The 15,397-nt window shown below is 64.4% G+C and carries 14 protein-coding genes and 1 pseudogene (1 of these 15 cut by a window edge); 9 read left to right on the top strand and 6 right to left on the bottom strand.

Annotation, left to right across the window (positions count from 1 at the left end; genetic code table 11):
• Window positions 1–86: 86 nt before the first annotated feature.
• The 4 genes and pseudogenes from ACM42_RS31620 to ACM42_RS31605 form a co-directional block, all read right to left on the bottom strand.
• Window positions 87–1,959: pseudogene (locus ACM42_RS31620) on the bottom strand (AMP-binding protein).
• 44 nt (window positions 1,960–2,003) lie between these two features.
• Window positions 2,004–2,810, bottom strand: a complete 807-nt coding sequence (locus ACM42_RS31615) for an enoyl-CoA hydratase/isomerase family protein (RefSeq protein ID WP_271531630.1) — start codon at window positions 2,808–2,810, stop codon at window positions 2,004–2,006.
• 186 nt (window positions 2,811–2,996) lie between these two features.
• Complete coding sequence (locus ACM42_RS31610) at window positions 2,997–3,755, bottom strand: SDR family NAD(P)-dependent oxidoreductase (protein WP_024337318.1); 759 nt, start codon at window positions 3,753–3,755, stop codon at window positions 2,997–2,999.
• A 52-nt stretch (window positions 3,756–3,807) separates the two neighbouring features.
• On the bottom strand, window positions 3,808–4,467 hold the full coding sequence (locus ACM42_RS31605; RefSeq protein ID WP_197488706.1) for a TetR family transcriptional regulator: 660 nt from the start codon (window positions 4,465–4,467) through the stop codon (window positions 3,808–3,810).
• A gap of 154 nt (window positions 4,468–4,621) precedes the next feature.
• Here ACM42_RS31605 and ACM42_RS31600 point away from each other — a divergent pair, with 154 nt between their 5' ends.
• On the top strand, window positions 4,622–5,794 hold the full coding sequence (locus ACM42_RS31600; protein WP_271531626.1) for an acetyl-CoA C-acetyltransferase: 1,173 nt from the start codon (window positions 4,622–4,624) through the stop codon (window positions 5,792–5,794).
• Window positions 5,795–5,912: 118 nt separating this feature from the next.
• Window positions 5,913–7,457, top strand: coding sequence for an acyl-CoA synthetase (locus ACM42_RS31595; protein ID WP_271531624.1), 1,545 nt, complete (start codon window positions 5,913–5,915; stop codon window positions 7,455–7,457).
• A gap of 141 nt (window positions 7,458–7,598) precedes the next feature.
• Here ACM42_RS31595 and ACM42_RS31590 read toward each other — a convergent pair whose 3' ends face one another.
• Complete coding sequence (locus tag ACM42_RS31590) at window positions 7,599–8,141, bottom strand: methylated-DNA--[protein]-cysteine S-methyltransferase (protein WP_271531622.1); 543 nt, start codon at window positions 8,139–8,141, stop codon at window positions 7,599–7,601.
• A gap of 135 nt (window positions 8,142–8,276) precedes the next feature.
• Between ACM42_RS31590 and ACM42_RS31585 the strand changes: the two genes are divergently transcribed.
• The 6 genes from ACM42_RS31585 to ACM42_RS31560 all read left to right on the top strand — a co-directional run bounded on the left by ACM42_RS31585 (window position 8,277) and on the right by ACM42_RS31560 (window position 14,450).
• A complete protein-coding gene (locus tag ACM42_RS31585) occupies window positions 8,277–9,095 on the top strand; it encodes an alpha/beta fold hydrolase (RefSeq protein ID WP_194391340.1) in 819 nt (272 codons plus the stop codon).
• 3 nt (window positions 9,096–9,098) lie between these two features.
• On the top strand, window positions 9,099–9,911 hold the full coding sequence (locus ACM42_RS31580) for an alpha/beta fold hydrolase (protein ID WP_271531619.1): 813 nt from the start codon (window positions 9,099–9,101) through the stop codon (window positions 9,909–9,911).
• 188 nt (window positions 9,912–10,099) lie between these two features.
• Window positions 10,100–10,777, top strand: a complete 678-nt coding sequence (locus tag ACM42_RS31575; RefSeq protein ID WP_271531617.1) for a GntR family transcriptional regulator — start codon at window positions 10,100–10,102, stop codon at window positions 10,775–10,777.
• A 132-nt stretch (window positions 10,778–10,909) separates the two neighbouring features.
• Window positions 10,910–11,710 carry a phytanoyl-CoA dioxygenase family protein gene (locus ACM42_RS31570; RefSeq protein WP_271531615.1) on the top strand — a complete coding sequence of 267 codons (801 nt, stop codon included), beginning with the start codon at window positions 10,910–10,912 and terminating at the stop codon, window positions 11,708–11,710.
• A 157-nt stretch (window positions 11,711–11,867) separates the two neighbouring features.
• Entirely contained in the window at window positions 11,868–13,181 is a 1,314-nt protein-coding gene (locus ACM42_RS31565) for an NAD(P)H-dependent oxidoreductase (RefSeq protein WP_271531613.1), read from the top strand.
• Window positions 13,182–13,361: 180 nt separating this feature from the next.
• Entirely contained in the window at window positions 13,362–14,450 is a 1,089-nt protein-coding gene (locus ACM42_RS31560; protein WP_271531611.1) for a TRAP transporter substrate-binding protein, read from the top strand.
• A gap of 120 nt (window positions 14,451–14,570) precedes the next feature.
• Here the strand turns inward: ACM42_RS31560 and ACM42_RS31555 are convergent, their stop codons facing one another.
• Entirely contained in the window at window positions 14,571–15,167 is a 597-nt protein-coding gene (locus ACM42_RS31555) for a hypothetical protein (protein WP_271531609.1), read from the bottom strand.
• Window positions 15,168–15,380: 213 nt separating this feature from the next.
• On the opposite strand from ACM42_RS31555, the gene ACM42_RS31550 reads away from it, so the two are divergent.
• Window positions 15,381–15,397 carry the 5' end (the start) of a DUF2199 domain-containing protein gene (locus ACM42_RS31550; protein WP_271531607.1) on the top strand. It continues 490 nt past the right edge of the window, so the window shows 17 of its 507 coding nt (coding positions 1–17); it begins with the start codon at window positions 15,381–15,383; its stop codon lies off the right edge, out of view.

Below are 15,397 nucleotides of genomic sequence, written 5' to 3'. Positions count from 1 at the left end.
ATCCATTTCGCCACACGTTTGCGGCCCGATGGATTCCGGGTTCGCGCTGCGCGCGCCCCGGAATGACGATTGGAGAGAGTATTCATTCATCGCAGCACGATCACATCCTGATCCGGCCGATCGGCATAGAGCCGCTCCACCAGCGCGGCGCGGCGCTCGAGCCCAGCGCGCTGGTTGATGTAGCCCTTGTCGGTGAGCTCGTTGCCGTCGATCGAGGGCGGTTCGACCATCAGCATCGCGCGCGCGATGATGCGGCTGCTCGCAGCCCTCGCATTCCCGGTTGTGCGCTTCCAGCCCGCGCCTGAAGCAGGCAATCACCTCGGGACGCTTCACCGCATCGGAGAAGCTCAGCTCGGGATTGCCGACGAGCTGGCGGCAGGCATGCAAATTGGGCCAGGCCAAGAGGCCGATGTAGGCGCGATCCTGTCCTGCGACCAGCGCGTCGTGCACCACAGGCGTTGCTGCGGCGATCGCGTCGGTGCGGAGCGAGCCGACATGCACGAAAGTGCCGGTGGTGAGCTTGAAGTCCTCCACCACGCGGCCGGCAAAGATGATGCCTTGCACGGGATCGGTGTCGTCGACGAAGACGCCGGCATCGCCGATGCAGTAGAATCCGTCCTCGTCGAACATCTTCTTCGTGAGATCCGACTGGCCGAAATAGCCGGGCGTGACGTTGACGCCGCGCAGGCGCAATTCGTATTTCGAGCCGCACGGCACCATCTTCAATTCGACGCCGGGGAACGGCAGGCCGATCAGGCCGACGCGCTCGGTGTCCCAGTAAGTGCCGGTCGAGGTCGGCGCGGTCTCGGTCGAGCCCCAGCCGGTGTAGAACACGATGCGCTCGCCGGTGGTCTTCACCGAAAGCGCCTGCATGCGATCATAGAGATCGTCCGGTAGCCGCGCGCCGCCATAGGCCATGATCGAGAGATTCTTGAAGAAGGAGCGGCAGAGCGTATCATCCTTCTCCATGGCGGCGGCCAGCGCGGCGTAGCCGGCCGGCACGTTGGCGTAATAGGTCGGCGAGATCTCGCGCAAATTGCGCAGCGTCTCCTCGAACTGGCCCGGCATCGGCCGGCCGTCGTCGATATAGAGTGTGCCGCCGTCGACCAGGATCGGGTGAAACGCCGCATTGCCGCCCATGGTGTGGTTCCAGGGCATCCAGTCCAGCATGGTCGAGATCGGCCCGCTCGGATCGCGCGGACGAACCTGCATCATCATCGCCGCATTGGCGCACATCATCTCCTGCGTGTTGATGACGGCCTTGGGCATGCCGGTCGAGCCCGACGTGAACAGCAGCTTGCCGACGGTCTGGGGCGTGATCTCTGCAATCGACGCTTCGACATCCGCCGTCACTGGCGTTGCCGCGAGCTCGTCAAAGCTGACGCTCTCGATGCCGTCGCAGGGTCGCGCGACGTGAACCACGGTGACGCCGGTGAGGTCGAGTGCCTTCAGCGCTTTCTCGAAGGTCGGGCCATCCTGTACCATGACGACGGCCGGCTTGATCAGGTCGAAGAGGTATTTCAGCTTGACGTGATCATGACTCATCAGCGAGTAGGCCGGCGAGACCGGAGCCGCTGGAGCGCGCGCCTGCATCGCGGCCTGCGTCATCAGCGCGTGCTCGATCGAATTGCCGGAGAGGATCGTGACCGGCCGTCCGTCGAGCTTGAGACTGAGCAAGCCTTGCGTCAGCGCATCCACGATGCGCTTGGCTTCGCCATAAGACACCTTGCGCCATTCACGGTTCGGACCGCTCCGCTGCGCCAGCCAGGTGCGGTCGGGTGCTTCCTTTGCCCATTTCGCCAGCGAGGCCGGAATATGCTTCTCGTAAGGCTGCAGCGGAATGCGCGACTTCAGCACCACCGTGCCGTCGCCGCGGCGCTCCACGTCGATGTCGCGCTCAAGCCACTGGACCTTGCGAAAGGCGGGCTTCGTCATCACCGCCGCCGCGCTTCCACTCATTTTTGCGTCTCCCGGAATTATTGTCCTTTGCGGATCTTCATCGTTCAGCGCTTGATATAGACAGGCTTTCGCTTCTCGAGGAAGGCCCTGATGCCTTCCGAAAACTCTTCCGAGCGGCTGCACAGGACCTGGTTGCGATCCTCCATCGCGATCGCAGCTTCCAGCGATCCGGCATCGACGCTCATGTTGAGACATTCCTTGGACAGGCGCAGGCCCACTGGCGAAGCCGTCATCATCGCCTCGACATAAGGCGCAGCCGCGTCCTCCAGACCGTCCTCCTCGACGATTTCCGAGACGAGCCCGACCGCGAGCGCCCGCTCGGCGCCGATGAAGCGTCCGGTGAGGATCAGTTCGGACGCCACGGAGACGCCGACCAGCCGCGGCAGAAAATAGCTGGTGCCGATATCGCAGCCGCCCAGGCCGAGCTTGATGAAGGCGCAGTTCATCCGCGTCGACCGCGTCGCGATGCGGATGTCGGAGGCGAGCGTCAGCGCAAAGCCGCCGCCAGCCGCCGCGCCCTGCACCAGCGCCAGGATCGGCTGCGGACAACGCCGCATCAGCATTACGATATCCGCGATGCGCCGCTGCGAATCCAGCGACTCCGTGACGCCGGGCGGCTCCTGCTGCCCGGCGCGGCGCTCCATCGCGTGCTTGAGATCGAGACCTGCGCAGAAATTCTTGCCGGCGCCCTTCAACACGACCACGCGGGTATCGCGGTTGCGCTGCAGACCCTGAAAATAGGAGTTGAGCGCATCGATCAGCGCCGGATCGAGCGCGTTGAGGTGTTCGGGACGATTGAGCGTCACCCGGTCGACGCCGTCGTCATGCTCGATCAGCAGCGGTTGGGACATGGGGCGCTCCTGCTCACCGGCCTTAGCGGTGCCGAATGCTGAGCCCTCTCCCCTTGTGGGAGAGGGCATATACGTCGCTAGCCAGGAATTCGCTTGGGTGAGGGGTCTGTCTCCGCGGATAGAGACCCCTCATCCGGCGCGCTACGCGCGCCACCTTCTCCCACAAGGGGAGAAGGAAGAAGTACGCTAGCGCGGCGCCATGCGGATGGCGCCGTCGAGACGGATGGTTTCGCCATTCAGCATCGGGTTCTCGACGATGTGCACGGCGAGCATGCCGTATTCATTGGCATCGCCGAGACGCGACGGATGCGGCACCTGGGCACCCAGGCTCTTGCGCGCCTCTTCGTTCAAGCCCATCAGCAGCGGCGTGAAGAACAGGCCGGGCGCGATGGTGTTGACGCGGATCTTCTGGCTGGCGAGGTCGCGCGCGGCCGGAAGCGTGAGGCCGACGACGCCACCCTTCGAGGCCGAATAGGCGATCTGGCCGATCTGGCCTTCGTAAGCCGCCACCGAAGCGGTGTTGATGATGACGCCGCGCTCTTCGCCGATGGGCTCCGCAGTGACGAGACGCTCAGCAAACAGACGCAGGCAGTTGAAGGTGCCGATCAAATTGACGTTGATGATGCGCGCGAACTTTTCCAGCGGGTAGACGCCGTCGCGGCCGACGATACGCTGCGAGCCGCCGATGCCGGCGCAGTTCATCAACACGCGGGCGACGCCGTGCGCAGCTTCCGCCTTGGCGATTGCGGCCTTGATCTGCTCCTCGCTGGTGACGTCGGCATGCAGCGCGACGCCCTTCACTTCGGCAGCAACCTTCTCGGCGTTTTCCTTGCTCTGGTCGATCACGCCGATCTTGGCGCCCTTGGCAGCCATGGCGCGGGCGGTCGCGGCACCAAGACCCGAGCCACCGCCGGTGATGAGAACGGCTACGTCTTTCAACTGCATCGCTTATACCTTTCCTTGGGCGTTTCTTCTCTGGACTTGGGAGTTCGGTCGACTATCCGGCCGCGGCAGCTTCCTCGGCTTGCGTGAGGATGCCGCCGCAGATCAGCGTTTCCATGTGCTTGATGTATTGCCGGCAGACATCATCGGTGACCGGGCCGACGCCGGTCGCGCGGGACATCGCATGCCGGCCGAAGAACAAATGATCGCAGGCGCCGATCAGGCTGGTGTAGAACAGCACCGGATCGGTCTGGCGGAATTCGCCGCGGCTGACGCCTTCGGCGAGCAGGCGGCGGTGGAAATCCAGCAGCGGCGCAACGAAGAATTTCGAGACCTCATCGGCGGAGCCTGCGCTGGTCTCGTGCAGCAGATAGTGAATCAGCCGGTTCATGTAGGGGAACCGGTGATAGGCGCGGATGATGCCGGCGATATGCAGCTTCAGCTTCGCCGTCGACGTGATCGGCTGCGCCAGCAGATATTCGAGATTGGACATCTCGGTTGCGGCGTCGCGCGCGAGCAGCGCCAGCAGCAGGCCGTCCTTGTTGCCGAAGTGATATTTGACCAGCGCGGCGTTGGCGCCGGACTTCTGCGCGATATCGGAGAGCGAGATCTCGATCGAGGAGCGTTCGATCATCAGCTCGCTCGCGGCCACCAGCAATTTCTCTGCCGTGGAATTTTTCCCGCCGGGGAGCCTGTTCGGTACGCTGGTAGCCACGGAGATCCCTGTTTTCGCCGCTTGAAGCGGGGCGCAGATAAGCCCAAGCAGCGCCTCATCACAAGAGTTAATTGATCGATTGACTAAATGATCTCCCGTCCCTTAAATCCGACCCCGACAATCAACCCAGTCAAAAATTCAGGGAGAGACCGACATGGCCGAGGCTTATATCGTCGCCGCTGCGCGCACCGCGGGCGGGCGCAAGGGGGGCCGTCTCGCCGGCTGGCATCCGGCCGATCTCGCCGCCAAGGTGCTGGACGAACTGGTCGATCGCACCAAGGTCGATCCCGCCCTGGTCGAGGACGTGATCATGGGCTGCGTGATGCAGGTCGGCGAGCAGTCCAACAACGTCGCGCGCAACGCGGTCATGGCTTCGAAGCTCCCTGAAAGCGTGCCGGGCACCTCGATCGACCGCCAGTGCGGCTCCTCGCAGCAGGCGCTGCACTTCGCCGCGCAAGCCGTGATGTCGGGTGCGATGGACGTCGTGATCGCGGCCGGCGTGGAATCGATGACGCGGGTTCCGATGGGCCTGTCCTCGCAGCTTCCGGCCAAGAACGGTTTTGGCAACTACAAGAGCCCGGGCATCGAGAAGAAGTATCCGAACATCGTGTTCAGCCAGTTCACCGGCGCGGAGATGATGGCCGAGAAGTACGGCCTCTCGAAGGACGAGCTCGACGAGTACTCCTACAACAGCCACCAGCGCGCGATCGCGGCGACGCAGGCCGGTCACTTCAAGAAGGAGATCGTGCCGCTCGAGATTACCCGCGCCGACGGCAGCAAGGACACCCACCACATCGACGAGGGCATCCGCTTCGACGTCAGCCTCGACGGCATCAAGGGCGTCAAGCTGATCGCCGAGAACGGCAGGCTCTCCGCCGCCAGCGCCAGCCAGATCTGCGACGGCGCTTCCGGCGTCATTGTGGTGAACGAGCGCGGCCTGAAGCAACTCGGCGTCAAGCCCCTCGCGCGCGTCCACCACATGACCATGACCGGCGGCGATCCCGTCATCATGCTGGACGCGCCGCTGCACGCCACCAAGCGCGCGCTTGAGAAGGCCGGCATGAAGATTGGCGACATCGACCTGTTCGAGGTCAACGAGGCCTTCGCCTCGGTGCCGACCGCATGGCTGAAGAACACCGGCGCCGATCCGGAGCGCCTCAACGTAAATGGCGGCGCGATCGCGCTTGGCCATCCGCTCGGCGGCTCCGGCACCAAGCTGATGACCACACTGGTCCACGCCCTGCACCAGCGTGGCAAGCGCTATGGCCTGCAGACCATGTGCGAAGGCGGCGGCATGGCGAATGTGACCATCGTGGAACGACTGTAAGAAGAGCAAAAGCGAGTAGTGAGTGGCGAGTAGCGAATGGTGAGCAGGCGAAGAACGGTTTGCCCTTCTTCCCTGTTCGCCACTCGCTACTCGCCATTCGCGTTTTGAGGAAAACGCCATGACCCACCCCGCCATCCACGCCCGCACCACGCCCGACAAGATCGCCTACCAGATGGCCGGCACCGGCAAGGCGATCACCTATCGCGAGCTCGACGAGCTCTCGAACCAGGGCGCACATCTCTTCCGATCGCTCGGGCTAAAGGCCGGCGACCACATCGCACTTCTGATGGAGAACCGCCTCGCCTTCATGGAGATCTGCTGGGCCGCACAGCGCAGCGGGCTCTATTACACTGCGATCAGCCGTTATCTGAAGCAGGACGAGATCGACTACATCATCGGAGATTGCGGCGCCAAGGTCGTCATCACCACGCCGAAATGCGCCGACCAGATCAAGGCCCTGATCAAGGGCTCGCCGGGCGAGCCGGTCTTCTACATGATGGACGAGCCACTGCCCGGCTTCCGCTCCTACGACAAGGAAGCGGGCGCGCAGCCGACCACGCCGATCGCGGACGAGGTCGCCGGCTACGACATGCTTTATTCGTCCGGCACCACCGGCCGGCCCAAGGGCATCAAGAAGGCCTTCGAGGGCAACAGGATCGACGTGCCGAACGCCTTCCTGCGCGTGCTCTGCGCCGACATGTGCGGCATGAACGCGGGGAGCACCTATCTCTCGCCGGCGCCGCTCTATCACGCCGCGCCCCTGCGCTTCAACATGATGACGGTCGTGCTCGGAGGCACCTCCATCATCATGGAACACTTCGACGCCGAAGAATTCCTGAAGCTGGTCGAGAAATACAAGGTGACGCAGTCGCAGCTGGTGCCGACCATGTTCGTGCGCATGCTGAAGCTGCCGGAGGAGGTGCGGACGAAGTACGACGTTTCGACGCTGAAGGGCGCGATCCACGCCGCCGCGCCCTGCCCGGTCGACGTGAAGGCCAAGATGATCGAATGGTGGGGCCCGATCCTGATCGAGTATTATGCGGGCTCTGAAGGCAACGGCGTCACGGTCTGCAACTCGCAACAATGGCTGGAGCACCGCGGCAGCGTTGGCCGCGCGGTGGTCGGCAAGATCAAGATTCTGGATGAGAACGACGAGGAGCAGCCGACAGGCGAGATCGGCACGGTCTATTTCGCCGACGCGCCCGCGTTCACCTATCACAACGACCCCGAGAAGACGAAGAAGGCCTACAACGCCAAGGGTTGGTCGACGCTCGGCGATGTCGGCTATCTCGACAAGGACGGCTTCCTCTATCTCACCGACCGCAAGTCCTACATGATCATCTCGGGTGGGGTGAACATCTACCCGCAGGAAACCGAGGACGTGTTGATCACGCATACTGACGTCGCCGACGTTGCCGTGTTCGGCGTGCCGAACGAAGAGATGGGCGAGGAAGTGAAGGCAGTGGTGCAGCCGCACGACATGGCTCGCGCCGGCAAGGCGCTGGAGGCGGATCTGATCGCCTACTGCAAGACCCGCCTCTCCGCCATCAAATGCCCCCGCTCGATCGACTTCGAAGCCGAGCTGCCGCGCACGCCGACCGGCAAGCTGGTGAAGCGGCATCTGCGCGATCGGTATTGGCCGAAGACGGCGGCGAAGATCTAGGGGTGGTCTCGTGTCCCGGACGCGGTGCAGCGCGCAGCGATGCACCGCAGAGCCGGGACCCATCTCGCTGAGACGCTGGGCCCCGGCTCAGCAGTGCAGCACTTCGTGCCGCACTGCGTCCGGGGCACGGGGCCTCGCATCTCAATCGAACAGGCTCGGCGTGTGGTTCACCAGCGCGCCTTCGATCTCGAGCATCTTCAGCTTGGTCACCACGCCGCCATTGGCCGAGAAGCCGCCCGGCTTGTTGCCGGCCGCCAGCACGCGATGGCACGGCACCACGATCGGGCACGGGTTGCGGCCAAGCGCCTGGCCGACGTCGCGCGACAGCTGGACGCCGCCAAGCTGCCTGGCGATGTCGCCATAGGTGACGGTCTTGCCCGGCGGGACAGTGCGGGCGATATCGTAGACGCCGCGGTTGAATTCGGGCACGCCGTCGAGGTCGAGCGGGATGTCGGCGAGATCATCCGGCTCGCCCGCGAGCAGTTTTGTGATGCGGTCGATCGCCTGCTGCACCTCGGCGGTCGGCTCGGCCTCGCTGGCATCGGCATGGCGCTGCTGGATGCGGGTGCGGATCTTCTGCTCGCCACCCATCGGCAATTGCGTGCCGTTGATGCCGCGCGGGCCCCAGGCGATGGCGCACAGGCCGATCCGGGTGTCGAACAGGGCAAAATGCTGGTCGGTCATGGCTTGGTTCCTGGCTGCGTTCCTTGTCGCATGCCCCCAATGTGATCGCGGCCCGAATCTAGGCTTGGAAATAGTTGCGATCCACCCGGTTTCCGGGAATCTTGCACAGGAGTTCCAACCCCTCACGAGCCCGGAATGCAGAGCCTGCACGTCAACGGATACGACATGCCCTATCTCGACGTGGGCGAAGACAGAGGCCGTCCGCCGCTGGTCTGCGTGCACGGCTCGCTCAACGACTTCCGTGTCTGGGGCTGCGTGCTCGGGCCGCTGACGCAGCGACATCGGGTGATCGCCGTCAGCCTGCGGCACTTCTTCCCCGAGCGCTGGGACGGGCTTGGTGACACCTATTCGATCGCCCAGCATGTCGACGACGTCATCGCTTTCATCGACGAGCTCGATCTCGGACCGGTCGATCTGATGGGACATTCCCGTGGCGGGCACATCTGCTTCCGCGTGGCGCAGCGGCGGCCGGATCTGCTCCGGCGGCTGATCCTGGCCGAGCCTGGCGGCGAGCTCGATGCGAGCCTCGATCCGGATTACGTCGGCGGCCCCTCGCCGCTGCTGGCACGCTTCACGGCTTCCGCAGAGAAGATCGCAGCCGGCGACGTCGATGGCGGCCTTGCCGTCTTCGTCGACACGCTGGAGGGGCCCGGCACCTGGCCGCGATTGCCGGCGATGGTGAAGCAGAATCTGCGCGACAACGCCATGACGCTGATCGGCCAGGTCCGCGACAACCGCCCGCCGTTCTCGAAGGCGGATGCGGAGTCGATCAAGATGCCGACGCTGTTCATCCTGGGCGCACGGACCAAAGGCCTGCTGCCGAAAGTGCTGCACGCGCTGGCGGCGCATGTGCCCTATTCCAAGACGGCGATCATCCCGAACGCGACGCATCCGATGTTCGAGCAGGCGCCGCAGAAATATTCCGAAGTGGTGCTGGATTTCCTGGCGAGCTGACCAATGCAGACAATTCGCGTCAACGGCTACGACATGGCCTATCTGGAAGTCGGAAGTGGCCGCCCGCTGGTCTGCGTGCATGGCACGCTCGGGGACTTCCGCACCTGGTATTCGGTGCTGGGCCCGCTGTCGAAAGCACACCGGGTGATCTCGGTAAGCCTGCGGCATTTTTTCCCCGAGCATTGGGATGCGGTCGGCGACGACTACAAGATGGCGCAGCATGTTGCCGACGTGATCGCTTTCATCGAGCAGGTCGAGCCTGCGCCGGTCGATCTGATGGGCCATTCGCGCGGCGGCCACATCGCGTTTCGCGTGGCGCAGGCCCGGCCCGATCTGCTGCGAAAACTGGTGCTGGCCGAGCCCGGCGGCGATCTCGATGCATCCCTGCCGGTGCCGGAAGGCACGCCCGCGCATCCGCCGCTGGCGGCTCGCACCGTGCGATCGGTCGAGATGATCCGCGCCGGCGATATCGAGGGCGCGCTGCAGAATTTCTACGAAGGCATCGAGGGCGACGGCTCCTGGCGGCGCGTGCCCGCCGCGGCGAAGCAGCAACTTCGCGACAACGCGCTCACCTTCCTCGGCCAGATCAACGAGCAGCGCCGGCCCTACACGCTCAGCGACGCGCAGGCGATCAGGACACCGACGCTGTTGGTCGGCGGCGGCGCCACCACCGGCAGCCTGTCGGTGATGTGGCGCGTGCTGGCCGACCACATCGCAGGCAGCAAGACGGCGGTGATCGAGAATGCCGGCCACTGGATGTTCGAGCAGGCGCCGCTGGAGTTCGGTGAAGTCGTGAACAGGTTCCTGGCGGAGTAGGAGTGGCTGCCCGCCTCCAAACTTCGAAAACAACCCCATGCACAGTAGACGGACCTAGTGATATCAACGGCTTAGCGGCGGCCGAGAAGCCCCTTTGAGCGGGACCTCGAAGGTTCGCCTTGACGCCTCAACCGTCCCGGCATACCTTCCGATACGGAATTCCGTATTCCGTACGAGGAGCCGCCGGCGTGATCCCTCTCGACCCGCTCCCGAACCTGATCGACCAGGTCTACGCGCGGATCCTGGAAGCGATCTCCGACCGCACGCTGCGTCCCGGCCAGCGCATCCGTCAGAACGAGCTGGCCGACAGGCTCGGCGTGTCGCGCCAGCCGGTCTCGCATGCGCTGCATCTATTGCACCGCCAGGGTCTGGTCGCCGAAAGCGGCCGCCGGGGATTTGAAGTCACCCAGCTCGATCCCGCGCGCATCCGCCAGCTCTATGAGGTACGCGGCGCCATCGACGCGCTGGCGGCCCGGCTCGCCGCGGCGCGCGCAGGCACTGACGCGGCCGGACGCGCACGGCTCGACGCGGCGCTTGCCGCCGGACGCCGCAGCGACCGCAACACGACGCTGGCCGAGCTCATCGCGCTCGATGTCGACTTCCACCGCGCGATCTATCAGCTCGCCGGCAATCCCGTGATCGAGGAAACCATCGCACCGCAATGGCCGCATATGCGGCGCTCGATGGCGACGGTGCTGTCCGAGCTCGATTATCGCGACAGCGCCTGGGCCGAACATGCCGACATCGCCGCACGCATTCTCGCCAGCGACGCGAACGGAGCCGAGCGCGCGGCGCTGGCGCATGCGCAGACGGCGGGACGGATGACCGAGGAGAGATTGAGGGCGACGGACGAGGCGGCGGCGTAGCGGCAGGCGCCGTCATGCCCGGCCTTGGGCCGGGCATCCACGTTCTTTCTTGACGAGCCGCAAAGACGTGGATGGCCGGGTCAAGCCCGGCCATGACGAGAAAGAGAACAAATCAAAACAGGAGGACGACCCATGAAACTGTCTCAGGAGCAACTGGAGTTCTTCCACCGCGAGGGCTGGCTGTTTTTGCCCGAGTTGTTCAGCCAGGAGGAGGTCGATCTGCTCGCGCGCGAGGCAGTCGGCATCTACGACGCCAACCGGCCGGAGGTCTGGCGCGAGAAGAGCGGCGCGCCGCGCACGGCCTTTGCCGCACATCTCTACAACGAGGCCTTCGGCATCCTCGGCGCGCATCCGCGCATGATCGAGCCGGTCGAGCAGGTGTTCGGCGAGCCAGTCTACATGCACCAGTTCAAGATCAACGCGAAATCGGCCTTCACGGGCGACGTCTGGCAGTGGCACCAGGACTATGGCACCTGGAAGCGCGACGACGGGATGCCGGAGCCGCGTGCGATGAACATCGCGATCTTCCTCGACGAGGTGATGCCGATCAACGGCCCGCTGATGCTGGTGCCGCGCAGCCAGAATGCCGGCGATCTCGAAGCCTCGCATGACCTTGCCACCACCTCCTATCCGCTCTGGACGCTGGACGAGGACACCGTGACCCGCCTCGTCAAGCAGGGCGGCATTGTCGCACCGACCGGCAAGCCCGGCGGCATGCTGATGTTCCACGGCAATCTCGTGCATGGGTCTGCCGGCAACATCACGCCCTACCCGCGCAAGATCGTCTACCTGACGCTGAACGCGGTCTCGAACCACATCCGCACACCGACCCGTCCGGACTACATCGCGCATCGCGACTTCACGCCGATCAAGACGGTGGACGACGACGCACTGCTGCGGCTCGCGCGTGCGCCGCGGCAGGCGGCGGAGTAGGATGCTCTCGTGCCCCGGACGCAGCGCAGCACGTCAGTGATGCGCGGCTGAGCCGGGGCCCAATACCGCACGGATGGTTTTTCTCTGGATCCCGGCTCTGCGGCGCAGCGTTACACGCTGCACCGCGTCCGGGACACGATCATGATCGGGTGGCCCCATGAACCTCTTCCGCCTCCTCCAGGCCCGCGCCAGCGCCGGCAAGCCGGTCCGCGTCGCGCTGATCGGCGCGGGCAAATTCGGCTCGATGTTCTTGGCGCAGGTACCGCACACGCCGGGGCTGGAAGTGCCCATCATCGTCGACATCGACCGCGACCGCGCGCGCGAGGCCTGCCGCACCGTCGGCTGGAGCGCCGAGCGGATCGCCGCAACCGTGTTCACCGATGACGGCGCGCGCGCCATTGCCGACGGCGCGATGGACGTGGTGGTGGAGGCGACCGGAAATCCCGCGGTCGGCATCAAGCATGCGCGCGCCGCGATCGCGGCCGGCAAGCATATCGTGATGGTGAATGTCGAGGCCGATGTTCTGGCAGGCCCCCTGCTCGCCGAGGAGGCGCGCAAGGCCGGCGTGGTCTATTCGCTCGCCTATGGTGACCAACCGGCGCTGACCGCGGAGATGGTGGATTGGGCGCGGGCCACCGGCTTCCGCGTCGTCGCGGCCGGCAAAGGCACGAAATATCTGCCGGCCTATCACGACGTGACGCCCGATGGCGTCTGGCAGCATTACGGCCTGACCGCAGGCGAGGCGCAATCGGCCGGCATGAATCCGCAGATGTTCAACTCCTTTCTCGACGGCACCAAATCGGCGATCGAGATGGCCGCGATTGCGAACGCGTGCGGCCTCGACGTGCCCACGGACGGCCTGCTGTTTCCGCCCTGCGGCGTCGACGACCTGCCACACATCATGCGGCCGCGCTCGCGCGGCGGCGTGCTGGAGCGGTCCGGCGTCGTCGAGGTCGTCTCCTCGCTCGAGCGCGACGGCCGGCCGGTATTTCGCGATCTGCGCTGGGGCGTCTATGTCGTGCTGGAGGCGCCGAACGATTATGCCGCCGACTGCTTCAGGCAATATGGCCTGAAGACCGACGCCAGCGGACGCTTCGCCGCGATGTACAAGCCCTATCATCTGATCGGGCTCGAGCTGAACATCTCGGTGTTGTCGGCCGCGCTGCGGGGCGAACCGACCGGGCAGGCCATCGGCTTCCGCGGCGACGTCGCCGCGGTGGCCAAGCGCAATCTGCGCGCCGGGGAGATGCTCGACGGCGAAGGGGGCTACACGGTATGGGGCAAGCTGGTACCGGCAGCTGCGAGCCTGAGGGCCGGCGCCCTGCCCATCGGACTAGCACATCGCGTGAAGCTGAAACATGACGTCGCCCATGGCGCGGTGGTGCGCTGGAGCGATGTCGAATTCGATGCGGGCAACGAAACGGTGAAAACGCGCAAGGCCATGGAAGCCGCGTTCGCAGCGCAGCATTGACCGGTCTGCCGGTGCACAACCAAAGTGCGCTTGATTTGCGGTTCCCCTTTGGTCATGCTGACTGCGATCCGGGAATACTGAATTTCGGACAATAAGGAAACGTCGGCCACCGGCGAAGACGAAAGCGGCGCCAAGACCGCGATCCCTCGTCGAGGACTCGACAACACAGGAGGGAAACGCATGGAACGTCGTAAATTCCTGACGGCAGGCGGATTGGGCCTGGCCGCAAGTGCCGTTGCTTCGCCGGCTATCGCGCAGTCGATGCCCGAGGTGAAATGGCGGCTGGCGGCGAGCTGGCCGAAGTCGCTCGATACGCTCTATGGCGGCTGCGAATATTTCTGCAAGCGCGTCGCCGAGATCACGGACAACCGCTTTCAGATCCAGCCCTTTGCTGCCGGTGAGATCGTGCCGGGCCTGCAAGTGCTCGACGCGGTCTCGAACGGCACCGTCGAGATGGGCAACACTGCGCTCTATTACTATTGGGGCAAGAACCCCGCGTTCACCTTCGGCACGTCGCTGCCGTTCGGTCTCAACACGCGCCAGCACATCTCCTGGCTGTTGTGGAACGGCGGTCAGGACATGCTCAACGGTCTCCTGAAGGAGCACAATGCGATCGGCGTTCCCACAGGCTCGACCGGCGCGCAGATGGGCGGCTGGTTTCGCAAGGAGATCAAGACCGTCGATGATCTCAAGGGCCTGAAATTCCGCGTCGGCGGCTTCGCCGGCACTATCATCTCGAAGCTCGGTGGCGTGCCGCAGCAGATCGCGGCCGGCGACATCTATCCTGCGCTGGAGAAGGGAACGATCGACGCGGCCGAATGGGTGGGCCCGTATGACGACGAGAAACTCGGCTTCGTGAAAGTGGCGAAGTACTATTACTATCCGGGCTGGTGGGAAGGCACCGGCCAAGGCCACAACATCATGAATCTGGAGAAATGGAACGCGCTGCCGAAGCACTATCAGGCAGCGATCTCGACGGCATCGCTCGATACCTTCACGTGGGTGACCGGCAAGTACGACTCGGTCAATCCACCCGCCCTCAAGCGGCTGCTCGCTGCCGGCGCGATCCTCAAGCCCTTCCCGCAGGAGGTGCTCGAAGCCTGCTACGGCGCAGCCAACGAGATCTACGCCGATCTCGCCAAGAGCAACCCGCATTTCGGCAAGATGTATGCGAGCCTCACCGCTTTCCGCAGCGAGTCGCTCGCCTGGATGCAGGTGGCCGAGCTCAGCTTCGACACATTCATGATGCGGATGCGGACGAGGACGTAGCCGCATCGGCGCTGCAAGCGACAAACCGACGAAAGCCCCGGAGATGCCTCCGGGGCTTTTGCGTTGAGTGCGGATATCATCGCCGGCCTGGTTAAGCCGGGACATGACGGCATTCCATGGTCAATTTTCCTCGTCACCAAGCGCCGCGACCAGCTTGTCGTAGTACTTGCCGACGAGATCGATGTTGCCCTTGTTCTCGATTTGTGGGGCCGGCGTCTTCAGCGCCTGGTTGAGTTCGTCGAGGGCTTCTTTCTTGTCTTTGGCCGGCATCTTCTTGTCGGCCTGGATCTCCGCGATCTGCGCCTTGATGACCGCTTCGGGGCCGACATACTTCTTGGTCGCGGGATCGAAGCCGCCGATCACGAGGCTGACGTTGTCCACGACGTTGTTGTAATCGTCATAGCTGGCAAAGCCATGCTTCTTGGCGACCTCCTCGAGCTGCGCGATCACCTTCTGGTCGGGCGCTGTGTTCTCCGGAAGCCTCTCCGTGATCGCGTCCATGTCCTTCTGCGCAGCGAGCACGCCGTCGAGCTGCTTGTCGGTCAGCGCTATCTGCTTCAACGCGGGCGCCTGCTGCTGCGCCGGCGCGGTCGGCTGGGTGGGCGCTGCCTGCTGCTTGGCCTGGGCGAAAGCAGCACTGGAGGAGGCGAACGAAGCTGCAGACAGAAGGCACGCAACGCTCAGCGCGGTGAGGGCGGGACGAAGCAATGCTGGCATGTAAGTCTCCTCCGAAGGGGATGGCTGGTTTTGGCGGCCGAAAGCTAGGGATCACGAAATGAACTGCGCATGAACTCCGCGCATTCCTGCTAACGGCAGATCATGGCTGAATGATCACGACTCGGTGGGAGCCTGATGGCGTCGCTGTTCGACCAATCCGAGCGGGTTCTCTGATATCGTGCTTCCCAAGCTCGTCACAAAACGGTGAGACCCATGTTCCGATTCAAATG

It is taken from the genome of Bradyrhizobium sp. CCBAU 25338, from assembly GCF_028128965.1.
GTDB lineage: Bacteria > Pseudomonadota > Alphaproteobacteria > Rhizobiales > Xanthobacteraceae > Bradyrhizobium > Bradyrhizobium liaoningense.
The sequence above is the reverse complement of the archived record's forward strand: the minus strand, read 5'-3'. Positions and strand labels throughout refer to the sequence as shown.